General features: G+C 65.2%; 21 protein-coding genes. 12 read left to right on the top strand and 9 right to left on the bottom strand.

All coding sequences use genetic code 11. The annotated features are described in order from the left end of the window. Nucleotides 1-71: 71 nt before the first annotated feature. Nucleotides 72-572 carry a YbhB/YbcL family Raf kinase inhibitor-like protein gene (locus B5D62_RS15665; RefSeq protein ID WP_085934853.1) on the top strand — a complete coding sequence of 167 codons (501 nt, stop codon included), beginning with the start codon at nucleotides 72-74 and terminating at the stop codon, nucleotides 570-572. Between the two features lie 195 nt (nucleotides 573-767). Here B5D62_RS15665 and B5D62_RS15670 read toward each other — a convergent pair whose 3' ends face one another. Continuing rightward, nucleotides 768-1,733: an OmpA family protein gene (locus tag B5D62_RS15670; protein ID WP_170920964.1), complete on the bottom strand. Its 966-nt coding sequence runs from the start codon at nucleotides 1,731-1,733 to the stop codon at nucleotides 768-770. A gap of 395 nt (nucleotides 1,734-2,128) precedes the next feature. Between B5D62_RS15670 and B5D62_RS15675 the strand changes: the two genes are divergently transcribed. Then, nucleotides 2,129-3,154, top strand: coding sequence for a zinc-dependent alcohol dehydrogenase (locus B5D62_RS15675; protein ID WP_085934855.1), 1,026 nt, complete (start codon nucleotides 2,129-2,131; stop codon nucleotides 3,152-3,154). Nucleotides 3,155-3,156: 2 nt separating this feature from the next. On the opposite strand, the gene B5D62_RS15680 is transcribed toward B5D62_RS15675, so the two are convergent. From B5D62_RS15680 to B5D62_RS15715, 8 genes are all read right to left on the bottom strand, one after another. Next, complete coding sequence (locus tag B5D62_RS15680) at nucleotides 3,157-3,807, bottom strand: 2OG-Fe(II) oxygenase family protein (RefSeq protein WP_085934856.1); 651 nt, start codon at nucleotides 3,805-3,807, stop codon at nucleotides 3,157-3,159. Nucleotides 3,808-4,043: 236 nt separating this feature from the next. After that, a complete protein-coding gene (locus tag B5D62_RS15685) occupies nucleotides 4,044-5,792 on the bottom strand; it encodes a hydantoinase B/oxoprolinase family protein (RefSeq protein ID WP_085934857.1) in 1,749 nt (582 codons plus the stop codon). Then, on the bottom strand, nucleotides 5,789-7,945 hold the full coding sequence (locus B5D62_RS15690; protein ID WP_085934858.1) for a hydantoinase/oxoprolinase family protein: 2,157 nt from the start codon (nucleotides 7,943-7,945) through the stop codon (nucleotides 5,789-5,791). Before B5D62_RS15690 ends, B5D62_RS15685 begins: the two co-directional genes overlap by 4 nt. Beyond that, nucleotides 7,923-8,861: an ABC transporter ATP-binding protein gene (locus tag B5D62_RS15695; protein ID WP_085934859.1), complete on the bottom strand. Its 939-nt coding sequence runs from the start codon at nucleotides 8,859-8,861 to the stop codon at nucleotides 7,923-7,925. Before B5D62_RS15695 ends, B5D62_RS15690 begins: the two co-directional genes overlap by 23 nt. Beyond that, the gene (locus B5D62_RS33990; RefSeq protein WP_085934860.1) at nucleotides 8,858-9,883 is read right to left on the bottom strand and encodes an ABC transporter ATP-binding protein; all 1,026 of its coding nucleotides are present in this window, start codon (nucleotides 9,881-9,883) and stop codon (nucleotides 8,858-8,860) included. The genes B5D62_RS15695 and B5D62_RS33990 overlap by 4 nt, the downstream gene beginning before the upstream one ends. Continuing rightward, on the bottom strand, nucleotides 9,880-10,779 hold the full coding sequence (locus B5D62_RS33995; RefSeq protein WP_085934861.1) for an ABC transporter permease: 900 nt from the start codon (nucleotides 10,777-10,779) through the stop codon (nucleotides 9,880-9,882). Before B5D62_RS33995 ends, B5D62_RS33990 begins: the two co-directional genes overlap by 4 nt. Beyond that, entirely contained in the window at nucleotides 10,776-11,765 is a 990-nt protein-coding gene (locus tag B5D62_RS15710; protein WP_085934862.1) for an ABC transporter permease, read from the bottom strand. Before B5D62_RS15710 ends, B5D62_RS33995 begins: the two co-directional genes overlap by 4 nt. A 57-nt stretch (nucleotides 11,766-11,822) precedes the next feature. Then, nucleotides 11,823-13,424, bottom strand: coding sequence for an ABC transporter substrate-binding protein (locus tag B5D62_RS15715; RefSeq protein ID WP_085935138.1), 1,602 nt, complete (start codon nucleotides 13,422-13,424; stop codon nucleotides 11,823-11,825). Between the two features lie 242 nt (nucleotides 13,425-13,666). On the opposite strand from B5D62_RS15715, the gene B5D62_RS15720 reads away from it, so the two are divergent. The 10 genes from B5D62_RS15720 to B5D62_RS15765 are packed head-to-tail and all read left to right on the top strand — an operon-like array spanning nucleotide 13,667 to nucleotide 24,209. Beyond that, the gene (locus tag B5D62_RS15720) at nucleotides 13,667-14,509 is read left to right on the top strand and encodes a VOC family protein (protein WP_085934863.1); all 843 of its coding nucleotides are present in this window, start codon (nucleotides 13,667-13,669) and stop codon (nucleotides 14,507-14,509) included. A 12-nt stretch (nucleotides 14,510-14,521) separates the two neighbouring features. Then, entirely contained in the window at nucleotides 14,522-16,021 is a 1,500-nt protein-coding gene (locus B5D62_RS15725; protein ID WP_085934864.1) for a class I adenylate-forming enzyme family protein, read from the top strand. Continuing rightward, nucleotides 16,018-17,031 (top strand): zinc-binding dehydrogenase, encoded by a 1,014-nt coding sequence (locus B5D62_RS15730; RefSeq protein WP_085934865.1) that lies wholly within the window; start codon nucleotides 16,018-16,020, stop codon nucleotides 17,029-17,031. The genes B5D62_RS15725 and B5D62_RS15730 overlap by 4 nt, the downstream gene beginning before the upstream one ends. Continuing rightward, nucleotides 17,028-17,456, top strand: coding sequence for a PaaI family thioesterase (locus B5D62_RS15735; RefSeq protein ID WP_085934866.1), 429 nt, complete (start codon nucleotides 17,028-17,030; stop codon nucleotides 17,454-17,456). Before B5D62_RS15730 ends, B5D62_RS15735 begins: the two co-directional genes overlap by 4 nt. A gap of 60 nt (nucleotides 17,457-17,516) precedes the next feature. Next, nucleotides 17,517-19,121, top strand: a complete 1,605-nt coding sequence (locus B5D62_RS15740; protein ID WP_139373913.1) for an ABC transporter substrate-binding protein — start codon at nucleotides 17,517-17,519, stop codon at nucleotides 19,119-19,121. Beyond that, nucleotides 19,106-20,119, top strand: coding sequence for an ABC transporter permease (locus tag B5D62_RS15745; RefSeq protein ID WP_085934867.1), 1,014 nt, complete (start codon nucleotides 19,106-19,108; stop codon nucleotides 20,117-20,119). The genes B5D62_RS15740 and B5D62_RS15745 overlap by 16 nt, the downstream gene beginning before the upstream one ends. Then, nucleotides 20,119-20,958 carry an ABC transporter permease gene (locus B5D62_RS15750; RefSeq protein WP_085934868.1) on the top strand — a complete coding sequence of 280 codons (840 nt, stop codon included), beginning with the start codon at nucleotides 20,119-20,121 and terminating at the stop codon, nucleotides 20,956-20,958. The genes B5D62_RS15745 and B5D62_RS15750 overlap by 1 nt, the downstream gene beginning before the upstream one ends. Next, nucleotides 20,951-21,943, top strand: coding sequence for an ABC transporter ATP-binding protein (locus tag B5D62_RS15755; protein ID WP_419188790.1), 993 nt, complete (start codon nucleotides 20,951-20,953; stop codon nucleotides 21,941-21,943). Before B5D62_RS15750 ends, B5D62_RS15755 begins: the two co-directional genes overlap by 8 nt. Further along, nucleotides 21,940-22,884, top strand: a complete 945-nt coding sequence (locus B5D62_RS15760) for an ABC transporter ATP-binding protein (RefSeq protein WP_085934870.1) — start codon at nucleotides 21,940-21,942, stop codon at nucleotides 22,882-22,884. The genes B5D62_RS15755 and B5D62_RS15760 overlap by 4 nt, the downstream gene beginning before the upstream one ends. Nucleotides 22,885-22,931: 47 nt before the next feature. Further along, nucleotides 22,932-24,209: a cytochrome c gene (locus B5D62_RS15765; protein ID WP_085934871.1), complete on the top strand. Its 1,278-nt coding sequence runs from the start codon at nucleotides 22,932-22,934 to the stop codon at nucleotides 24,207-24,209. The last annotated feature ends 3 nt before the right edge of the window (nucleotides 24,210-24,212 follow it).

Raw genomic sequence — 24,212 nt, forward strand, 5'->3', positions numbered from 1 at the left:
GCGATGCCAGCGGGCTTGGCGCAGGACGTCCGGCCTCGCTATCCTCCGGTGCCACAGGCTTGGAGGAAAAGATGGCGCTCGTTCTCACCAGCAACAGCTTCAAGGAGGGCGAGACCCTCGCGATGGAGCATGTCCTGTCGGCCAACTTCGGGTTCGGCACCGATGGGGGCAACAAGTCGCCGCATCTCGCCTGGTCAGGCGCACCGGCGGGCACCAAGAGCTTTGCGGTCACCTGCTTCGATCCGGATGCACCGACGGGTTCGGGCTTCTGGCACTGGGGTGTGGTGAACATTCCGGCCAGCACGACCGAACTCCAGTTCGATGCCGGCAATCCCAAGGCCGGCCTGCTGCCCAAGGGGGCGATCCAGACACGGACCGATCTCGGCCAGACCGGCTATATCGGCCCCGCCCCGCCGCCGGGCCACGGTCCGCATCGCTATGTCTTCACCGTCTTCGCTGTGAAAGAGGAAAGCCTGCCCGTGACGGCCGACACATCGGGCGCGGTCGTCGGCTTCTTCCTGAACTTCAACACGCTCGAGAAGGCGACGCTGACCGGCATGTTCCAGCGTTAGATCGTCCGCACATGGTCAGGCCAGGTCGGTCAATCGACCTGGCCCGCGCCGACGGCGGCGACCGTGGGTAAGAAGCTCGATGCGGAGCGACCCTGCCGCTCGGTGGCGCACCGCGCAAACGAAACGGGCGATCTCTTGCGAGATCGCCCGTCCGGTCTGCCCCTTGAGGGTGGGGCGGTAAGTCTTGCGGATCGCTTACTGGAGAACGATCACGACGCGGCGGTTCTGCGGCTCGCGGACGCCGTCGGCGGTCGGAACCAGCGGATCGGCCTCGCCCTTGCCGACGACCGAGATCGCCGTGGCCGGCACGCCGTCGCGCACCAGAGCGTCCTTGACCGCGTTCGCACGACGCAGCGACAGCGCCATGTTGTAGCTCTCCGGGCCCGACCGGTCGGTATGGCCGGTCGCCGTGATGCGAGCGTTGCCCTTGGTCTTGTAGGCGTCAGCCGCCTGCTGGATGGTGGCCAGGGCCTGCGGCGACAGGTTCGCGCGGTCCCAATCGAAGAACACCATGTAAGACGGCGCCTGGACCGGCGGCGGCGGCGGCGGAGCAGCTTCAGCCGGGGCGCCGAACTTGACCTGCAGGCCCAGCATCACGCTGAAGTTGTTGTTCGACCAGTTGGTCGAATAGACCGTCGGGTTGGTCGTGCCGTAGTAGCGGCCGTCGAGGTTGACACGGAAGTTGGTGTCGATGTTCCAGCCGAGACCGATGATGCCCTGATAGGCGAACACCGTGCTGCCCAGAGCGGACTGGCTGTCGACGAAGCCGACACCGGCACCGGCGCCGATATACGGGGTGATGGTCGCGCCCGGCGCGAAGTCATACAGCAGGTTGGCAAGGATGCCGAGCTGGTTGACCTTGTTGTTCAGGGCAGTGCCCGGGACGTTGGCATTGGTCGGGTTCTGGCGGAACACGCCTTCCAACTCGACGCGCGGACCGACGAAGTCATAACCGACGACGCCGCCCGCGGCCCAGCCGGTGGTCGGCGTCAGGCCGAACGACGGAGAGCCCGGCAGGCTCGGCGCGGTCACGGTGGTGTTCAGCATCCAGTTCAGACCACCTTCGGCACCGATATAGAAGCCGGAAGACGGGGTTTGAGCCTGGGCAACGACGGGAAATGCAGCGAGGGCGGCGGCTGCAATGACAAGTCTCTTCTTCACGACCATATCTCCCTCAAAAATGACGCCCCCCGTATACGCTCGGTGATTTGTCGGGACAATGCACCGCCGGACGATCCCCCGAGGCCTGAGGCATTTGGGCAACACACCGGTTAGGCGGCGCAAACCGCCGCAAATGCAGCTCCCAATGCCCGCCAGGAACGGCCAGGCGCCGGAGCCGAGCGGGATTTCCCGCCAGCAATGCGCAAACGCGCCCAATTTCCAATATTGAATTGTAATTTAACGGCCAGCCTGGCGTCGACGGCAACAGGCGTTCGTCTTGATCCGCATCAAGGTCGCGCCCCGCCCATCCTGCGATCGATTGGGCAGCCAAAGCCTGCCTCACGCACTCGAGGCTTTGTGCGCACCGCGTTCGTTCACCGCCCAGGGAGAGTAGCATGCCCGGCACCATGAAAGCCGCCGTCGTCCACACGCTCGGCGCCCCGCTTGTCATCGAGGACGTCCCGGTGCCGGAGCCCGGCCCGCACCAGATCCTGGTCAAGATTGCCGCCACCGGCGTCTGCCACACCGATCTGCACGCGGTGAAGGGCGACTGGCCGGTGAAGCCGTCGGTGCCATTCATCCCCGGCCACGAGGGCGTCGGCATGGTCGCCAAGGCCGGGCGCGAGGTCAGGCGGGTCAAGGAAGGCGACCGGGTCGGCGTTCCCTGGCTTCACACGGCCTGCGGCTACTGCCCGCACTGCCGCACCGGCTGGGAGACGCTGTGCGGCGCGCAGAAGAACACCGGCTACTCCATCAACGGCACCTTCGCCGGCTACACGCTTGCCGACCCCGATTATGTCGGCCGCCTGCCCGACACGCTGGACTGGGGGCCGGCGGCGCCGGTCCTGTGCGCCGGCGTCACCGTCTACAAGGGGCTGAAGGAAACCGAGGTGAAGCCCGGCGAATGGGTGGCGATCTCGGGCATCGGCGGCCTCGGCCACATGGCCGTCCAGTATGCCAAGGCGATGGGCATGCATGTCGCGGCCATCGATGTGCACGCCGACAAGCTCGCCCTGGCCAGACAGCTCGGCGCCGACATCGCGATCGATGCGCGCGCGGCTGATCCGGCGCAGGCGCTGCAGGCCCAGCTCGGCGGCGTGCACGGCGTGCTGGTCACGGCGGTATCGCCCAAGGCGTTCGAGCAGGCGTTCGGTGCGCTGCGGCCGCACGGCACCATGGCGCTGGTCGGCCTGCCGCCGGGTTCCTTCGCCATGCCGATCTTCGACACGGTGCTGAAGCGGATCACGGTGCGCGGCTCGATCGTCGGCACGCGCCAGGATCTCGAGGAGGCGCTGGAGTTCGCAGGCGACGGCGCGGTCGCCGCCCACTTCTCCTGGGACCGGCTCGAAAACATCAATGCCATTTTCGCGCGCATGGAACAGGGCGGCATCGACGGCCGCATCGTCCTGCAGATGGATTAGACCTACACGGCGAGATTGAAGGCGATCGAGATGCGCTCGGTGCGGCCGCGATAGGGCCTGACCTGATGCAGAAGCCAGGCGGGAAAGATCACCATACGGCCTGGCTTGGGTTGGATCCGCTCGGTGGTGCCGGCAGTGAGGCTGCCCGACATGCGCAAATGCGGCGCGTTCATCACTGGCAGGGGGCCGCGCGGATCGATGAATTCGAGCTCACCGCCCAACGAGGGATCGGCGGCGATACCGCCATCGTCGACATAATAGACGCCGGACCAGTAGGCGCCCGGATGGGAATGGAGGTCGTTGGCATCGCCGCTGCGATTGATGTTGGCCCACATGTTGCCGAGCCATGTCACGGCAAAATGGCCGGGATAGGGGCCCTGACCGCTCGTTCCGTTGATGTCCGTCGTCATGCGATTGGCGACGTTGCGGGCAAAGGCAAGAAGCTGGATCGCGGCCGGTCCGCCCCAGCGATCCATGTCCCAGCTCGACTGCCAGCCGCCTATGTTGGTTTTCTGTGTCGTAGGATGCGTGCGCGAGCGCTGCTCGATCACCTGACGCAGCTCGGCATTGAGCTTGGGCGCATCCGGGACCTCGAACATCACGATAGGCGTGGAGAATAGCGGGACGATCTGAGGAGCAGGCGCAGCACTCATAGGCAACTCACGTGAGGATTGCCTGTTATTTTACAATGGGCTGCGTTTCCGAGATGCTGGACGCAACATCAAAGCAGCCATGCTTTCTCAACGCGAACTTTCACGCTCTTGTGAGTCGCGCAGATACGCTGCAGATCGGTCATGCGCAAGCGCGCTGCAGCATCACCCTGTCGTGAAGAGACCAAGTATGTATCGACGTTACTTACTCGTGTCGTCGATACCGTGTCGTCCTCACATTACTCCGCCGCTATCCTGGTGCGCAGCTTCGCTGTCTCATCGACATCGACCTCGAAGTCCGCCGTTATGACCACACCGTACAGGTCGCGCGCCCTGTCGCGCGAGACGAGTCCCTTCTCGACATCCTGCACGACCTTGTCGACGGGCCGCTTCATCGGGTCACCATAGCCACCGCCACCCGGCATCGACACGCGCAGCCGCTCGCCGACCGGTATGGAGGAATGCGCCTTGGGCGAGAGTTCCTTGCCCGATACCAGCTCGACCCGACCGGTCGTGCCATCCCGGCCGCCGTGCCGTCCGCGCGGCGGGAAGACAACGCGGTCGAACGAGGTCGAGATCGCGAACGGCTTGTTCTCCGCTGTCTCGATCTCCATCACCTGCCCCAGGCCGCCGCGATATTCGCCGGCGCCGCCCGAGTCGGTGCGATACTCCTTGCTCCAGATCAGCACCGGCGCATTGGTCTCGGTGATCTCGACCGGCACGTTGCGCACGCCGCTGGGGAAAGCCGTGGCCGACAGGCCATCGAGCTTGGGTCGCGCGCCGGTGCCGCCGGAATGAAAGCCGGTGACGTTGAACGACGTCGCGTCCTTCAGCACCTCCGGATCGGCATCGACGCGGCCCATGCCGCCCATCAGCCGCACGTTCCACAGGCACGACGTGCCCTCTGCCGGCACGCCATTGGGCAGCGCCTGCGCCAGGCAGCCGAACACGACGTCAGGCAGCATCTGGCCGATGATGCTGCGCGCCGCCACCGGCGCCGGATGCTTGGCATTCAGGATGCTGCCTTCGGGCGCGGTGACGCGAATGGTGGCGAGCGAGGCCGCATTGTTCGGCACGTGCGGCGCCACGATGCACTTCACGCCGAAGGAGGTGTAGGCCTCGGTGTAGCAGAGCGGCACGTTGATGCCGAGCTGCACCATGCCGGGCGACCCGGCGAAATCGACGTCGATGCCATCGGGCCCGATGGTGAGCTTGGCCTTGAGCTCCATCGTCTTGCCGTTGATGCCGTCGACCCACATCGTGTTGTGATAGGTGCCGTGCGGCAGCTTGTTGATGGCGGCCAAGCTTGCCTCGCGCGAATGATCGAGGATGTGCTCGGCGAGATCATCGAGATGCTCGAGCCCGAACTCGTCCATCATCGCGACCAGACGCTTGCCGCCGACCTCGTTGCTGGCGATCTCGGAATAGATGTCGCCGATCACCTGCACCGGCTCGCGCACATTGGCTTTGATGATATCGATCAGCCACTCGTTGATCTCGCCGCGGTCGACGATCTTGGTGATGGGGATATAGAGCCCTTCCTCATAGACCTGGTTGGCAGCGCCCATGATGCCGCGACCACCGATATCGACGACATGCAGCGTGCAGGCGAACAGTCCGACCGGCTTGCCACGCCGGAAGGTCGGCGTGACGATCACGATATCGTTGAGATGGCCGGTGCCCTGCCACGGATCGTTGACGATGAAGGCATCGCCCTCGTTCATCTTCGCGAGCGGAATCTTGTCGAGCACGTAACCCGTGCTCATGGCCATCGAGTTGACGTGGCCCGGCGTGCCGGTGACGGCCTGGGCCAGCATGCGGCCCTTCGTGTCGTAGACACCGGCCGAGAGATCGCCCGCCTCGCGCGTGGCGGTGCCGAAGGCGGTACGCACCAGTGTCTGCGCCTGCTCCTCGACAACGGAGATCAGGCGGTTCCACATCACCTGGTATTCGATGCGGCTCAGCGGATGATTGGACCTGCTGCTCATTGCGCGGCCTCCTGGAGCGTGGCGGATTTGGGCGCGGCCTTGGCGGTAAGACGAATCGCGCCCGACGGATCGAGCGCGGCGGTGAAGCCCGCCGTGACGATGGTGGTGGTCTCGTCCTCGGCGATGACGGCGGGCCCGGCAATGGAATCGCCCGGCCGGAGCTTCGAACGGCGGTGGACCGGCACGGATGCGAACTCGCGCAGCAGCGGATTGAACAGGTCGCGGACCTCGTCGGCGCGCGGCGCTGCGCTCGACCCGACTTCCGCGCCGGAGGCTTGCGGACCGGCGGTGGCCTGATCCGCGGCTCGTCCCGGCGCCGGCGCCTCGGCCCGCAGGATCCAGCCCACCACTTCGACATCGAGGGCCGGCACGACGCGGCTGAACAGGGCGCGATAGCCAGCTTCGAAACGACGCTTCAATTCCGCAACGGATTCCGAGGTGAAGGGACCGTCCGGCAACGGGACGAGGATCTCGTGACCTTGGCCGGCATAGCGCATGTCGGCGCTGCGGGTGATGGTGATCGGCGCATCGCCCGACCCCAGCTTCACGACGTCGGTCGCCTCCTTCTCCATCGCGGCGAACATGGCGTTCACCTCGCCTGCATCGAACGCCGAGAGTCGCACGAAGCGGCTGCGCACGACTTCAAAGGCGATCGGAGCGCGCAGGAAGCCGACCGCCGAGCCGACGCCGGCGCTGGCCGGAATCAGCACATCCGATATGCCGAGCTTCTCGGCCAGGCGCGCGGCATGCAGCGGCGCGCCACCGCCAAAGGCGATCAGCGTGCGTCCCTCGAGTTCGGCGCCGCGCTCGACCGCGTGGACACGGGCGGCATTGGCCATGTTCTCCTCGACAACCTCGGAGATGCCGAAGGCGGCGAGAGTCGTGTCGAGCTCGAGCGGCTGGCCGACATGACTGTCGATGGCGGCCCGGCTCAGTCCGGCATCCAGCGCGATCGTCCCGCCGGCGAAGCGATCGGGGTCTATGCGGCCCAGAACGACATTGGCATCGGTCACGGCCGGTCGCGTGCCGCCCAGCTTGTAGCAGGCCGGGCCCGGCTCGGAGCCCGCACTCTCGGGGCCGACGGTGATGCGCTTCATGGCATCGACGCCCGCCAGCGAGCCGCCGCCAGCGCCGATCTCGACCATCTCGATCACGGGGATGCGAACCGGCAGGCCGCTGCCCTTCATGAAACGGTAGCGACGATCGACCTCGAAGCTGCGCGAGGCCATCGGCTTGCCGTCGTCGATGATGCAGATCTTGGCCGTCGTGCCGCCCATGTCGAAGGACAGGATGCGATCGATGCCGAAGCGCTCGGCAATCCAGGTCGACAGGATGACGCCGCCGGCGGGCCCGGACTCGACGAGGCGAATGGGAAAGCGGATCGCCGTCTCCAGCGTGGTGAGGCCGCCACCCGAGGTCATCAGCAGCACCGGGCAGCGGAAGCCCGCCTGCTCCATGCGGCTGCGCAGGCGCTCGAGATAGTCGGCCATCAGCGGCTGCACATACGCATTGGCGCAGGTGGTCGAGAAGCGCTCGTACTCGCGCACCTCGGGGCAGACTTCGGACGACAGCGAGAGGCGAACATGTGGCAGCCTGCGCGCCAGGATTTCGCCGGCCCGCTTCTCGTGCGCGTCATTGGCGTAGGAATGCAGGAAGCCGACGGCAACGGCCTCGATGCCCTTCGCCTTCAGCGTGTCGGCCAGCGCCTCCACAGCCTTCTCATCGAGCGGCAGGCGGACGCCACCCTTGGCGTCCATGCGCTCGGGCACCGTAAAGCGCAGCGTGCGCGGCACCAGCGGCTCCGGCTTCTCGATGAAGATGTCGTACTGTTCGAAGCGGTTCTCCTGCGCCATCTCGATCGAATCGCGGAAGCCCTGCGTCGTCACCAGCGCCGTTCGCGCACCCTTGCGCTCGATGATCGCATTGGTCGCCAGCGTGGTGCCGTGCACGATCAGCCCCACCTGGCCCGGCTCGATCGCCGCCAGCTTGAGGGCGCGCAGCATGCCCTCCAGCACGCCATCCTCAGGGGCGGCCTTGGTCGTCAGCACCTTGGCGGAAAAACGCGCCTCTCCCGTCTCCAGCACCACGTCGGTGAAAGTGCCGCCGATATCGACGGCAAGACGGATCGACTCAGGCGTAGTGACAGGCGGCATGATGTCCTTCTCCCAGGGGGCGGAGCACGGGCTCCTCGGTCCGGCAGCGATCGGTCGCGGCCGGACAGCGTGAATGGAAGCGGCAACCCGTCACGTGCTCGGTGGTCACGAGTTCGCCCTTGATCGGCGGTTCGCCGCGCTTGTGCGTCGGGTCGGCTGATGGCAGGGCGGCGAACAGAGCCTTGGTGTAGGGGTGACGCGGGTCGCGCCACAAGGTGGTGTGCGAGGCGCTTTCCACGATGCGGCCGAAATACATAACGAGGACGCGGTCGGCGAAATAGCGCACGACGCTGAGATCGTGGCTGATGAAGAGATAGGCCAGCCCGAATTCGCGCTTGAGATCCACCAGCAGGTTCAGGATCTGGGCCTGGATCGAGACATCCAGCGCCGAAACCGGCTCGTCGCAGACGATCAGGGCCGGCTGCAGGATCAGGGCCCGCGCGATGCCGATGCGCTGGCGCTGACCGCCGGAAAATTCGTGCGGGTAGCGATCGAGCGAATCGGGCGGCAACCCGACACGGGCAATGATCTCGACCAGCCGCCGCTCGCGTTCGGCGGCGTCGCCCAGGCGATGCACCTTCAGCGCCGTGTCCAGCACCGTGCGGATCGTATGACGCGGATTGAGCGAACCGAACGGATCCTGGAAGATCATCTGCATGCGCCGGCGATGCGGCGCCATGGCACTGTCGCCAAGATGCGTGATGTCGGCGCCGTCGAGTGTGATCGATCCTTCCGCCGAGGGCACAAGCCGCAGGATGGTCTTGCCGAGCGTGGACTTGCCGCAGCCCGATTCGCCGACCAGTCCAACCGTCTCGCCACGCCCGACCTCGAAGCTGACCCCATCGACTGCGCGCAGCACCTGCCGACCGACGGCGTAGCGCGTATGGAGGTCGCGGACAGAAAGGAGAGGCGTCATTGGCGGGCACCCGCCCCCGACAGGGGAAAGGAAGGCCGATTGGCAAGAGGCACCGACGTGGTTACCGGACAGGCAACCGCCCGTCCCTCACCCAGCGGCGTCAGCGGCGGCACGGCCTGACGGCAGGCTGCCTGCACAACAGGGCATCGCGGCGCGAAGGAACAGCCCGTCTGCCCTGCCGCCGAGGCAATGCTGCCCGGAATCTCGGTGAGCCGGTGGCTGCCGTAATGCTCGTCAGCGTCGACATCGACGCGCGCCCCGAGCAGGCCGCGCGAATAGGGATGCATGGGACTGGCGAAGAACGGCTCGATTCCCGCCTGCTCGACGATCCGGCCGGCGTACATGACGGCAATGCGGTCGGCCCATTGCGCCACCACGCCAAGATCGTGGGTGATCAGCAGCACCGCCATGCCAAGCCGATGGCGCAGATCGTCGAGAAGATCGAGGACCTGCGCCTGCGTCGTGACATCGAGGGCCGTGGTCGGCTCGTCCGCGATCAGCAGCTTGGGCTGGCAGGCAACCGCCATGGCGATCATCACGCGTTGGCGCATGCCGCCTGACAGGTTGTGCGGATAATCGTCGATGCGGTTGCGGGCATTGGGGATGCTGACAAGATCCAGCAACTCCACCGCTCGTTCCCGCGCCGCCTTGCGCGACACCTTCTCATGGCGGCGGATCACCTCGGAAATCTGCAACCCAATCGACAGGACCGGATTGAGCGAGGTCATCGGCTCCTGCTGGATCAGCGAAACGCGGGCGCCACGCACCTCGCGCATTTCGGCTTCGGACAGCGCCAGCAGATCTGTGCCTTCGAGGCTGATCCGCCCCGACGCCACACGGGCATTGGGAGGCAGGAGCCGCATCACCGAAAAGGCCGTCACCGACTTGCCGCAGCCCGACTCCCCCACCAGCGCCAAGGTCTCGCCAGGAGAGATGGAAAAGCTAGCCTCGTGCACCGCCGTATGGCCCGGAAAGGCCACCGACAACTTGTCGACGGAAAGCAGCGCAGCGCCCGCCGTCACGGCTCGGTCCTTGGATTGAGGATCTCGTTCAACCCGTCTCCGACGAGATTGAGGGAGAGCACCGCCATCGCGATGGCGGCGCCCGGCAGCGCGGTCAGGAACCAGGCCGTGCGGAGCTGATCGCGCCCGTCGCCGATCATGCCGCCCCAGCTGATGACGTTGGGATCGCGCATGTTGAGGAACGACAGGCCGGCCTCCGTGAGAATGGCGTTGGCGATCATCACCGACGCCGCCACGATCACCGGTGGCAGGGCATTCGGCAGGATCTCCTGCACGATGATACGCAACGGCGAATAGCCCAGGCTGCGCGCAGCCATGACGAAATCCGTCTCGCGTAACGAGCGAAACTGGGCGCGGACCAATCGTGCCACGGTCGGCCAGGAGGCCAGTCCGATCGCCATCGCAATGGTCGGAATGGTCGGCTCGGTGATCGATACGATCACGATCACCAGAATGAAGGTCGGCGTGGTCTGGAACAGTTCGACCAGGCGCATCAGCGCGGCATCGACCCGGCCCCCGAGGAAGCCGGCGAAAGCCCCCACCACCATGCCGATGGCAAGCCCGATCGCAGCCGCCGCGACGCCCACCAGCAAGGAGGCGCGCGTGCCATAGACGAGTCGCGCGAGCACATCGCGGCCGAGCGAATCGGTACCGAGCGGGAACTCGGCGTCCTGTCCGGGCCACAACAAGGGCGTGCCGACCATGTCCTGCGGATCGGCGGGAAAAAGCAGGCCGGCCGTCAATGCGAGCAGCACGAGGGCCGTGAGGATCAGGGCGCCAGCAACGAAAGTGGGGTTGCGCAAGAAGGCCCGCAGGCGCCGCCGGCGGCGGGGGATTGCGCGTCCCGGGGCGGCGGCCCCCGTGACGACGATGGGTTGTTCGGCCTGTACGCTCATTCGGTGGCTCCGATGCGCGGATCGAGCCAGGCATGAAGCAGGTCGATCAGCACATTGACCACGATGACGACGAAGGAGGAGAGCAGCAGTACGCCCAGCAGCACGGAATAATCGCGCCCCAGCACCGCATCGAGCGTCAGCCGGCCCATGCCGGGCCATCCGAACAGCGTCTCGACGACGACGGCACCTCCAAGCAGGTTGCCGAGGTTCATCCCGGCGACCGTGGTCACCGGGACCAAGGCATTGCGCAAGGCATGCCGCAGCTGGATCAGGAGCGGATGCAGCCCCTTCGCGCGCGCCGTGCGCATGAAATCCTGGCGCTGCACCTCGAGCATCGCGGCGCGGGTGAGGCGGGCATAGACCGCGATGAAGAAAGAGGCGAGTGCGAGCGCCGGCAGGATGAGATGCGTGAGACGATCGCTCACGAGGGCAAAGCCGGACAGGTTGGCGCCGATCGTCTCATTGCCGTCGCTCGGCAGCCACCCGAGTTTCACCGAGAACAGGACCACCGCCATCAACCCGACCCAGAAACCGGGCATGGAATAAAAAAGTAGGACGACCACGGAAAGCGCGCGGTCCGGCCACTTGCCTTGCCAGGCCGCCATCACGGAGCCGACGACGATTCCCAACACCAATGCAAGCGTCAGCGCCGATACCATGAGCAGCAGGGTATTGGGCAGGCGCGCCATGATCAGGTTGCCGACCGAAGCATTGAATCGCGGCGAATAGCCGAGGTCTAGGCGCGCGAGATGGCTGAGAAAATTCGCTAGCTGCGTCAGCACAGGCTGATCGATTCCGAACTGATGGCGCAGCGCCGCCACGGTCTCGGCGGTCGCCGAGCCCGCTTCCGTGGCCATCACGTCTGCCGCATCCCCCGGCATGAGCTGGAGGAACAGGAAATCGAGCACGATGATGCCAAGCACCGTCGGCAGGGCATGGATCGCCGTCCGCTTGAGCGTCGAAGCGATGCGGCGGCCCATCCTCATGTCAGGCCACCTGCCGCTTCGCCATTGAACAAGGCCGCCAGGCCGGAAGTTGCCGGATCAGGCATCGAGCCAGACCTGCGCCATATTGGCCTCAACGCCATCAGCGGTAATCGAGTCGTCGTGCACCCGCTTGTTCTTGATGGTGAGATAAAGCGGCTGGAAGAGGCTGATGTCGGGTACCTCCTCGGCGATGATCTTCTGGAACTCGACGAACATCGCCTTGCGCTTGACCGGATCGTTCTCGACGGCGGCCCCCTCCAGCAGCGCATCGACATTTGGATTGTCGTAATGGGACCCGTTCGAGAACGGCACACCTTTCTTGAAGTTCTTGGACCAGTAGATCCGCTGCACGCCGACGGTTGGATCGAACAGGTTCGAATGGCCGTTGTAGGTGAAGTCGAAGTCGCGGTCGGTGTAGATGCGCTTGGCGAACGTCGGCAGATCGGCTGCCCGAATCTCGACGGCAATGCCAACCCGCGACAGGACGGCGCGCAGGAACTCGCAGGTCCGCCGGCCGTCGTCGCCGACGGGATTGAAGTCCATCGGTACCTTGAACCGGATCTTGTCCGGACCGCGCTTGAAGCCGGCCTCATCGAGAAGCTGCTCGGCCTTCTTCAGGTCGTAGGCATACGGACTCGGCGTCGGATCGTGGAATTCCTTGAGACCCGGCGCGATCGGCGAGTAGCTGACGACGCCGTAGCCATAGGCCACGACCTTGAGCAGCGCCGCACGATCGATGCAGTGCGCGATCGCCTGGCGTACCTTGATGTCTTTGAAGTACTGGCTGTCGAGATTGAACTGCAGCAGCTGCACATTATAGGAGTAGCTCGTGCCGTCGGTCTCGAACACGAGGTTGGGCAGCTTCTTGAGTCGGTCGAGATCCGCCAGCGCGACCGGCGTGCGGTAGCCTATGTCGCCGGAGCCGTTCTCGAACGCGATCGAACGCGCGCCTGGATCCGTCACGAACTTGCATACCATCCGGTCGATGCGCGGCAGGTCGGCATTCCAGTAGTTGGGATTGCGCTCGTAGATGACATGGCTGCCGCGCACCCATTCCTTGAAGAGATAGGGGCCGGTGCCGATCGGCGCATTGCCGTTCTTGTTGGTGACCGGATCGGTCCCCTCGTAGAGGTGCTTGGGCACGATCGGCGATTCCGCCGCCGTCAGCGCCTTGATGAGATAGGGTGCAGGCTTGCTGAGCACGATCACCGCGGTAAGCGGATCCGGCGTCTGAACCTCGGTGACGTTGGCGAAGGTGTTGCGTCCGCGCGGATGAACCGTCTTCAGGAGCTGGATCGAGTAGGCAACGTCGGCCGACGTGAACGGCTTGCCGTCGTGAAACTTCACGTTCGGCCGCAGCTTGAAGGTATAGGTCTTGCCGTCCGGGCTGATCGACCACTCCGTCGCCAGCGCCGGTCGTGGCTTGATGTCGAAATCGTACTCCAGCAACCCTTCGGTGACCTTGGCACTGTTCGTGAGCGCTGATGTCGCCGTGGTCGTCAGCGAAACCAGCGTGTTGGGCTCACTCGTTTGCAGAAAGGTAAGCGTCCCTCCCTTCTTCGGTGTCGCAGTCTGCGCGAGCGCGCTGCCACCGCTCAGCGCCAGCATCGAAAGTCCGGCGAGCGTCGCGCGACGCGTTGGATGGAATCTCACAGTCATGATCGTGCACCCCAAGACGAAACGCGGCGAACCTAGCTTCAGACCCACCGCAAGCGCAGCAAAATGCAGGCCACGAAGCAAGAATCTTCTTTGCTCGACAAAGATAGCGGGATCATTCTTCGGAACGAGGAAATCTTGGAAATGATTTCCGCTCACCAAGCCTCAGCAACGGAATATAGAAAAAACGGGACGCGCCTCAGGATGCAACGATGCCGGTCTCGGGCGCGAAAGGGGTTTCGACAATGACACTGCCAGTGCCAACGCTTGATCACGTCGTGATCAATGCGCGTGACGACATGGACCGTGCCGCCGATATCTATCGACGCCTGGGCTTCACGCTAACGGAGCGTGGCTACCATTCGCTCGGGTCGATGAATCACCTCGCGATGTTCGGGACCGACTATCTCGAGTTGATCGCCGTGCCCAAGGGTGCAACGTCGGGTCGTCTCGACCTCTTGAACTTTTCCTTTGGACTCAACGGACTGGTGTTCGGCACCGAGGATTCCGCTGTCACCTATGCCGCGCTGAGCAAAGCCGGTGTTCCGGTCGAGCCGCCGGTCGAGTTCACTCGCCCCGTGAAATTCGCGGGCGGCCAGGGCGATGCCCGCTTCCGAACCGTGCGCATGAAGGCCGGCATCGTTCCCTACGGCCGCGTCTATTATTGCCATCACTTCACGCGCGAGCTGGTCTGGCGAGACGAGTGGCGTCACCACGGGAACGGCGTCGTCGCCATCGCGCGCGCCCTTATCGTCGATCCCGACCCCGTCAAAGGCATTAAACTTTATGAGGATATGTTCGGCACCGAGGCGGTGCGCGACATCGCCGGCGGCAAGAGCCTCGTAGTCGGCAATTCCCGTTTCGACGTCATCACCGCAGCCGCGCTCGAGGAACAGTTCGGCAATGCTGTGCCCGACCCCGAAGGCCGGCCGGCTTACATGGCAGGCCTGAGCTTTCGCACCACATCACTCGGCAAAGCGGCCCGCGCCTTGCAGGACGGCCAGATCGCCGGCGTGATGCGAAGCAAGGATCGCGTCGTCGTTCCGGCCAGGGAGGCCATGAATGCCGTTCTGGAATTCATCGAATAGGGCAGCGACGCGATGAAATGGAGCAATCAGGGTAATGCGATCGCCCGTGAGGTGCCGGATGACAGTCTGGCGCTGATCGATGTCGGCGGGGACGGCAGCGAGCGAACCTACAGCTATGCCGATCTGATCCGGCAAAGTGGCGCCGTGGCGCGCGGACTGCTGAAGCGCGGGCTGAAGCGCGGCGATCGGATCGCCATCCTGTCCGCCAACCGGGCCGAATTCCTGTTCACCTTCCTCGGCACCATGCAGGCCGGTCTCGTCTCCGTCCCCGTGAACTGGAAACTGCCGGCGGAGACGGTCGCCTATATCGTCGGTGATTGCGACGCCAAGCTCGTGATTGGAGACGATGCCCGCCTGCCGCTCGCGCCGGACACCGTTCCCAAGATCTCCTTCGATGCGGATTTCTCCGCCTTCCTCGACGAGGGGCCGTTCACGCCGATCGAGATGAAGCCCGACGAGCCGGCGATGTTCCTCTATACATCGGGCTCGACTGGGCGGCCCAAGGGCGTGGTGCTGTCGCACTATTCCCACATCTGGGCGATGAGCCAACGGCCGCGGCGGCCTGGGCCCTATGGCGCGCGCTCGCTGGTGGCGGCACCGCTCTATCACATGAACGGCCTGGCCATGTGTCAGACCACCTTCAGCCACGGCGACACTGTGGTGCTGCTGCCGCAATTTACCACCAAGGGCTACATCGAGGCTGCCGCCCGGCATCGTGTCGCGTTCCTGACGTCGGTGCCGACCATGATCGCCATGATGCTGCGCGAGAAGGAGCTGCTGGCCCGGAACGATCTCTCCGCCGTCGAGGCAGTACGCATGGGATCGGCGCCCATCACCCAGTCTCTGATCGACCAGGTGCGGGCCGTGTTTCCGAAGGCGCAGATCAGCAACGGCTATGGCACAACGGAAGCAGGCCCCGTGGTGTTCGGCCCGCATCCCGATGGCCTGCCGCAGCCCGAGCTTTCGACCGGCTATCCGCATCCCGCCGTTCAACTCCGCCTCGTGCGCGAGGGACGCGAGGTCCAGGACGAGGGCGTGCTGGAGATGAAGTGCGGCGCCCTGATGACGCACTATCACAATCTGCCCGAGGCCACCGCCAAGGCGATGACGCCGGACGGATTCTACCGCACCGGCGACGTGTTCCGCCGCGACGAGAACGGCTTCTTCTTCTTTGTCGGTCGCGCCGACGACATGTTCGTCTGCGGCGGCGAGAACATCTATCCGGGTGAAGTCGAGAAGATGCTGGAGCGTCATCCCGACATCCATCAGGCCGCCGTGTTGCCCGTCCCCGACGACCTCAAGGGACAGAAGCCGGTCGCCTTCATCGTGCGGGCCAACGGCACTGTTCTCGACGAGCAGGCAGTGAAAGCCTACGCCCTGGCCAATGCCCCGGCCTACCAGCATCCCAGGCAGGTGTTCTTCGTCGACGAGATGCCGCTCGCCGGCACCAACAAGATCGACAAACGCGCGCTGGCCAAACAAATCCCAACCGGAGGAGACCTTCAAAAATGAAAGCAGCTGTCGTCCGCGAGCATGGCGGGCCCGATCACCTGAATTTCGAGCCCAACTTTCCCGATCCGACGCCTGGCGAGGGTGACGTGATCGTGGCCGTGAAGGCCTCGTCGCTCAATTATCACGATGTCTTCACCCGGCGTGGCATGCCGGGCATCAAGGTGCCGATGCCGGCTATCATGGGCCTCGACATCGCTGGCGAGATCGCCGAGGTCGGGCCAGGCGTCACCGGCTGGAAGAAGGGCGATCGCGTGCTGGTCGATCCCATCAACCGGGTCGAAGGCGGCCTGATGGGCGAGACGGTGCATGGCGGCCTTGCTGGACTCTGCCGGGCCCGCGCGCATCAGCTCGTGCGCATTCCCGACGGCGTCAGCTACACCGACGCCGCCGCCCTACCCTGTGCCTATGGCACGGCGCTGCGCATGATGATGACCAACGGTCACGTGGCGAAGGGGGAGAAGGTACTGATCCTGGGCGCCTCGGGCGGCGTCGGCGTGTGCTGCCTGCAGCTCGCCAAGCTCGCCGGTGCCGAGGTCATCGCCTGTGCCGGCACCGACGCCAAGGCCAAGCGCCTGGCGGAGCTCGGCGCCGACAAGACGATCAACTACGTCACTCACGATTTCCAGGACGAGGTCTACAAGCTCTACGGCAAGCCGACCCGGCGCGGCGGCGGCACCGACCGCGGCGTGGATGTGGTCGTGAACTACACCGGCGGCGATACCTGGGTGAAGTCGCTCAAGGTGCTGAAGGTCGGCGGCCGCCTGCTGACCTGCGGCGCGACCGCGGGCTTCGATCCCAAGGAGGACATCCGCTTCATCTGGACCTTCGAGCTCAAGGTCCTGGGCTCCAACGGCTGGATGCGCTCGGACATCGAGACGCTCCTGAAGCTGGTACAGGAGGGCAAGCTCAAGGTGCTGATCGACAAGGTCTACAAGCTCGAGGACGCCCGCGAGGCGCTGCGCGTGATCGAGGACCGCGAGGTGTTCGGCAAGGTCGTGGTGGCACCATGAGCGAGGCAATCAAGCCGATGTCGGCGGCGGAGATGCAGGCGCAGCTCGACCGGTCTCCCTTCATCGCCTTTCTCGGCCTCAAGGTCACGGAGGCCGATCCCGAAGGGGAGTTGGTCACCATGACCTGCGAGATGAAGCCGGAATTCGAGCGCGGCGCCGGCTCCGGTCAATGGCATGGCGGTCCGATCGCGGCGATCATCGACACGGTCGGCGATTACGCGCTGGTGATGGCGCTGCGGCGGCCCCTGCCGACCGTCAACTTCCGCGTCGATTATCTGCGGCCCGCCATCAAGACCCGGCTGATCACGACCGCCAGGGTCCGGCGAGCCGGCAAGAGCGTCGGCCTGGTGGATGTCGATGTGTTCAACGAACAGAAGGCGCTGGTCGCGGTGGGGCGCGCCACTTACTCGACGCTTTCCGCCTAGGCTTCGCCGCAGGCAGCGTTTGCGTCGCTCATCTTGGTCATGGGGTTCAAGGAGGGTGTGATGAGCCAGATCTCGCGTCGCGTATTTGGGAGCGGCATCCTCGCAACCGGCCTGACCGGCACCATGGCTCAACGTTCATGGGCGCAAGGGGAACCCCGCCGTGGCGGCACGCTGGTCGCCACGTGGGGTGGCGGCGAACCGCAAGCCTGCTACGTGCCGGCCGGCGGCGGCTCGAGCCCCACCTTCTCCTCGTCCAAGCTCTTCGAGCGGCTTGCTAATCGCCAGATGAGCGGCGAGTTCGTGGGCGAACTGGCCGAATCGTGGAAGCCCGCACCCGACTTCAAGTCCTACACGGTCAAGATCCGCCAGGGCGTGACCTTCCACGACGGCAAGCCGATGACGGTCGACGACGTCATCTACTCGGTCAACGAGATCTGGAAGAAGTACGCCGCGGCGCCGGCGCTCAGTGACTTCGCCGGGATCGCGGCGTCCGCCCCGGATACCGTCGTGATGACGTTCAACAACCCGACGCCGGAATTCTTCTTCGCCTCCCTGCTGTGCGGCGGCGTGAACTACATCGTGCCCAAGCACGTCTACGAGGGCAGCGACCCCGTGACCAATCCCGCCAACAACGCGCCGATCGGCACGGGCCCGTGGAAATTCAAGGAATGGGTGCGGGGCAGCCATTTCGAATACGTGAAGAACGAGTCCTATTGGCGGCCGGGCTTTCCCTACATGGATCGCCTGATCATCCGCTACGTCCGCGATCCGGCCGGCCGCGCCGCCGCCATAGAGGCCGGAGAGATCCATATCGGTGTGTTCAATCCCGTCGCTCCGCCGGATATCAAGCGGCTGACAGCGACCGGGAAATTCGTCGCCACTTCGAAGGGCTACGAGGAAAGCGTCTGGTCGACGACGCTCGAATGCAACATGCGCAATCCGATCTTCGCCAAACGCGAGGTGCGGCAGGCCATGTTCCATGCCATCGACCGCAACCTGATCGGCAAGACCGTCTATTACGGCTATGCGCGACCGGGTACCGGTCCGATCTATTCGCCGAACACCGCCTTCTTCACCCCGGACACGTACAAGACCGAGTTCGATCCGAAGAAGGCGGCGGCGCTGCTCGACGGCGCCGGCTTCGCGAAGAAACCGGACGGCAAGCGATTCACGCTCAATCTGCTGGCGGCCGGCTGGTTTGCCGAGAACGGCAAGATCGGTTCCTACGTGAAGCAGGCGCTGGAGGATATCGGCGTCGGCATCAATCTGTCGGTGCCCGACCGCCCGACCTCGTTCAAGCGCATCTATACCGATTACGACTTCGATCTGGCGATCTCCAACCAGTCGAACCCATCGGAGCCGGTGCCGGCGACCACCCAGTACTACACCAGCGACGGCATCAAGAAGGGCATTCCCTTCCGCAATGCCTCGGGCTTCCACACCGACGAGGTCGATGCCCTGGTGGACAGGATCAAGGTCGAGACCGATCCCGCCAAGCGCAAGGACATGGTGGTCGAGTTCCAGAAGATCATTACGAGAGAAGCGCCACTGTTGCCGTTGCTGGAGCTCGAATCCATCACGATCGCCAGCACCAAGGTGCAGGACCACTCCAACGACCCCAACTATCTGGCGGCAAGCTGGCACGACATATGGCTGGCCAGCTGAGCGGCGCTGTCTCGACAAGGAGTTCTTCGCGCCGCGCGGCCACGCTGCGCCTCCTGAGGCGCCGGCTGATCCAGGCCGTGCCGCTGATGCTGGGCGTGGTCGTGATCAACTTCGTGCTGATCCATCTGGCGCCCGGCAATTTCCTCGACGTGATGACGGCCGAGAACCAGGTCAGCGATCCCGCCACGGTCGAACTCCTGCGCCGCACTTACGGGCTCGACGATCCGACATGGCTGCAGCTCGTGAAGTATGTCTGGGCGCTGCTGCATCTCGATTTCGGCTTCTCCTATCGCCAGAACATGCCGGTGCTGCAGGCGATCTGGGTGGGCCTGCCGGCCACTCTTCTGCTCATGCTGTCGAGCATCACGCTCGCCTTCGCGGTCGGCGTTTCGGCGGGAGTCGTCGCCTCGACCAAGGTACGCACCCTCTGGGACACGGTGGTGTCGGTGGCCGCCATGTTCTTCTTCGCCGCGCCCTCCTTCTGGCTCGGCATCATGATGATCGTGCTGTTCGCGGTGAAGCTCGGCTGGCTGCCGGTGGGTGGCATGGCGACGATCGGCGGTGGCGGCGGCCTTCTCGACATCCTGCATCACCTGATCCTGCCGACCCTGGCGCTGGGCCTGTTCTACGCCGCCATCTATGCCCGCGTGATGCGGGCCTCGATGCTGGAAGTGGCGCAGCTCGACTTCGTCCGCACGGCACGTGCCAAGGGCCTGTCGCGCACTCGCGTTACCCTGTCCCATGTCTTGCGCAACGCCCTGCTGCCGGTCGTGACCATCCTCGGCGTGCAGATGGGCACGATCCTCGCCGGCAGCGTCGTCATCGAGAGCGTGTTCAGCTGGCCCGGCATCGGCTCGCTGCTGTTCGACAGCGTCAGCTCGCGGAATTACCCGGTCGTGCTGGGCATCATGGTGCTGGGCTCGCTGGTGGTGATCGCGGCCAACATCGCCGTCGACCTCGTCTATATGTGGCTCGATCCGCGCATCGAGATCCGGTGATGGAACGCTTCGCCTTCCTGCGCCGGTTCACCCGAAATCGAGGCGCCTTGATCGGCGCACTTCTGATCCTGCTGGTGACAGTCACCGCGCTGGCGGCACCACTTCTCTTTCCGACCGACCCGCTGCGCATGGTCGGTCCGCCGGAGCTCTGGCCGGGCGAGGATCCGGCCTTTCCTCTTGGCACCGATTCGCTTGGCCGCGACATGCTGGCCATGCTGGTGCATGGCGCCCGCGCCACCCTGCTGATCGGCCTGTTCGCCTCGGCCATGGCGACGCTGATCGGCGTCAGTGTCGGCGCCATCGCGGGCTATTTCGGCGGCTGGATCGACGAGGCGGCGATGCGCGCGGTGGAACTGTTCCAGACCATTCCCAATCTGATCTTCGTGCTCACCATCGTGGTGATCCTGGGCTCGACCCTGCACAACATCGTCATCGCCATCGGCATCGTCAGCTGGACGCCGATCGCGCGCATGACACGAGCGGAGTTTCTGGCGTTGCGCGACCGCGAGTTCGTCCAGGCCTGCCGCAGCATGGGCATGCACGCCCCCGGCATCATCGTTCGTGAGATCCTGCCCAACGCCCTGCCGCCGGTAATCGTCCTGTCGTCGCTGGTCGTGGCCAGCGCCATCCTGTTCGAGTCGGCGGTGTCTTTCCTGGGATTGGGCGATCCGAATGTCGCAAGCTGGGGCCGGCTGGTCGGCGACGGACGTCAGCTCATCCGCAGCTCCTGGTACATCTGCGCGATCCCAGGGATCGCAATCATGGTGACGGTCCTCTGCCTCAACCTGATCGGCGACGGGCTGAACGATGCCCTCAATCCCAAGCTTCGCGATCGCTGACATGACGGCTATTCCGCTCGAGGTTCGCGATCTCCGCACGACCCTGTTCACGCGACGCGGTGAGATGAAGGCCGTCGATGGACTGAGCCTTTCCGTCGGCGCCGGCGAGACAGTCGCCCTGGTTGGCGAATCCGGCTGCGGGAAATCCCTTTCCGCCCTCTCGATCATGCGGCTGTTGCCCGACCCGCCGGCGCGCATCGTGGGCGGCGAAGTGAAGCTGAACGGCCAGGACATCGTGCCGCTCGACGAGGAGGCAATGCTCGACATCCGTGGCAAGGAAATCGGCATGATCTTCCAGGACCCGATGAGCGCCCTCAATCCCGTGGTCACGATCGAGAAGCAGATCGCCGAAGTGGTCATGGCTCATAGCGGCCTCGGCCGCTTCCAGGCACGGGCCCGTGCTCACGAATTGCTGGAACAGGTCGGCATGCCCGACGCGGGGCGCCGCCTCGATGCCTATCCGCATCAGCTTTCCGGCGGCATGTGCCAGCGCGTGGTGATTGCGATGGCGATCGCCTGCCGCCCGTCCGTGCTCATCGCCGACGAGCCCACCACGGCGCTCGATGTGACGGTGCAGGCCCAGGTGCTGGCGCTGCTCAAGCGGCTGCAGGCGGAAGCGGGCATGGCCATGATCTTCATCACCCACGACCTGGGAGTGGTGGCCGAAACCGCGGATCGCGTCGTCGTGATGTATGCCGGCCGCAAGGTCGAGGAGGCCGCCGTCGATGACCTGTTCGAGGAACCGCTTCATCCCTATACCGCCGGCCTGATCGGCGCGACGCCGGTGCCGGGAGCGACACGGGGCGACCGCCTGGCCGATATTCCCGGCATGGTGCCGGCGCTCAATGCGCTCCCCGGGGGATGCGCCTTCGCGCCGCGCTGTTCCAGGGCGATGGAGCGGTGTCGTCGGGAGAAGCCGAGTCTGACGGTACCAGTGGCCGGCCGGCTGGTCGCCTGCTTCGCGGTCGCCGGCGAAGCCGCATGAGCGCCCTTCTCGTCCTGGACGACGTGCATGTGCGCTTCAATACTGCGGCCGGGCAGGTGCAGGCCGTCAACGGCGTCAGCCTCGATCTCGCCGTCGGCGAGACACTGGGGCTCGTGGGCGAGTCGGGCTGCGGCAAGTCCACGCTCGGCAAGGCGATCCTGCGGCTCGTGCCGACGTCGGCCGGCGAGATCAGGATCGACGGTGCCGATATCGCCCCCCTCGATGGTGCCGCGCTGACCGAGCTGCGGCGCAAGGTCCAGATGATCTTCCAGGATCCCTACGGTTCGCTCAATCCGCGCTCGACGGTGGGCCGCAGCGTGGCCCAGCCGCTGGTCCTGGCCGGCTGGAAGCGCGACGCCATTGCCGAACGCGTCGATATGCTACTGAGCTGGGTCGGGCTGCCGCCCGAAGCCCGGCAACGCTACCCGCACGAATTTTCGGGCGGCCAGAGGCAACGAATCGGCATTGCCCGGGCCCTCGCCCTCAACCCCAAGCTGATCATCTGCGACGAGCCCGTCTCCGCTCTCGATGTGTCGGTGCGCGCGCAGGTCATCAACCTGCTCGAGGACCTCAAGGCGAAGGTCGGCATGTCCTATCTTTTCATCAGCCACGATCTTTCGGTCGTGGAGCACATCGCAGACCGTGTCGCCGTCATGTATCTCGGCACCATCGTCGAGATCGGCAGTCGCGACCGGATCTGGCGCGAGCCCCAACATCCGTACACCAGGGCCCTCCTGGCGGCGGCCCCCATCGCCAACCCGAAACTGGCGCGGGCACGGCGGCGCACGATCCTGCAAGGTGAATTGCCAAGCCCACTCGATCCGCCGACTGGCTGCCCGTTCCATTCGCGCTGCCCCATGGCGCAGGCACGATGCAAGGTCGAACCTCCCTCATTGCGCGCCATCGGCGTCGGCACGCAGGCGGCCTGTCACTTCATCTAGGTCCCCGTCTCCGCTAGGGTGCCGCCGCTTGAATCGGGGAGTGGCAGTTGGTCAGGCGGTGGTTTCTCGCCCTTGTTGGCGTCGGCGGCGTCGCTGTCCTGGCCTATCTGGCCGTGGCCTGGCGCCCGGCCATCGCGCCGATCGACCCTCCCGTCGCTTCGTCTTTCCCCACCGAGCTGGTAGCAAGAGGACAGGCACTGGCGAGTGCCGGTGGATGCATCGACTGTCATACCATTGGCAACGGCCCGGTCGGCGCGGGCGGCGTTCCCTTCCAGCGCAAGTTCGGCACCATTTTCTCGACGAATATCACGCCGGATCCTGAGGCTGGCATCGGGCGCTGGTCGCTGGCTGCCTTCGCGCGCGCCCTCCGCGACGGCGTGGCCCGCGATGGCAAGCACCTGTTCCCGGTCTTCCCGTTCGTCCACTTAACCAAGCTCAGCGACGCGGATGTCGGCGCGCTCTATGCCTATCTGATGACTCTGCCGCCCGTGAAGGCGCCAGCGCGTCCGAACACCATCCCGTTCCCATTGGATGTTCGCGCCCTGCAGGCGGCCTGGAAAGCGATCTATCTCGAGCCCGGCCCCTACAGACCTGACCCGACACACGACGCCGAATGGAATCGCGGCGCCTATCTGGTCGAAGGCCTCACGCATTGCGCCGACTGCCATACACCGCGCAACTTGCTCGGCGCCGAGGAGCGCGGCCACCCTTACGCCGGTGCTCTCTTCGGGATGTTGTGGGCAACGCCGCTCGACATCACGCCGTCGCCCGCGCCGTGGCGCCGATCGGAACTCGCCCATTACCTGCGGGATGGCCAGAGCGAGACGCATGGCACAGCGCTCATGGCGATGCAGAAGGTCGTCCGCAGCCTGCGCGCCCTGCCCGACTCCGATATCGATGCCATCGCCCTCTACATGAGTGAGCTGATGACGACTCGGCCCAACCATGAGCGGGGCATTGTCAAGGCGCTCGCCTCGCCCGAGCCGCGCGACGAGGCCGAGCGCATCGGGTCGAGGGCGTATATCGCGGCCTGTGGCCGGTGCCACGAGCAACCTGGCGCCACACCGGAGGCAGCGCGCTCGCCCATCGGGCTCAGCTCGGCGCTGTGGATGCCAGTACCGAACAACCTCCTACATATCATCCTGGACGGCATCCATCGCGCAGAAGGCGTTCCCGGCCCGACGATGCCGGGCTTCCGCGACACGCTCAACGATGTCGAGATCGGCACGATTGCCCAGTACCTGCGCAAGACGCGCACGACCCTCGAGCCGTGGGGTGAGATGCAGGTGATGGTGCCGAAGATGCGCGACGTGCCGATGCCCTAGCGG

It is taken from the genome of Enhydrobacter aerosaccus (assembly GCF_900167455.1).
Taxonomy (GTDB): Bacteria; Pseudomonadota; Alphaproteobacteria; order Reyranellales; family Reyranellaceae; genus Reyranella; species Reyranella aerosaccus.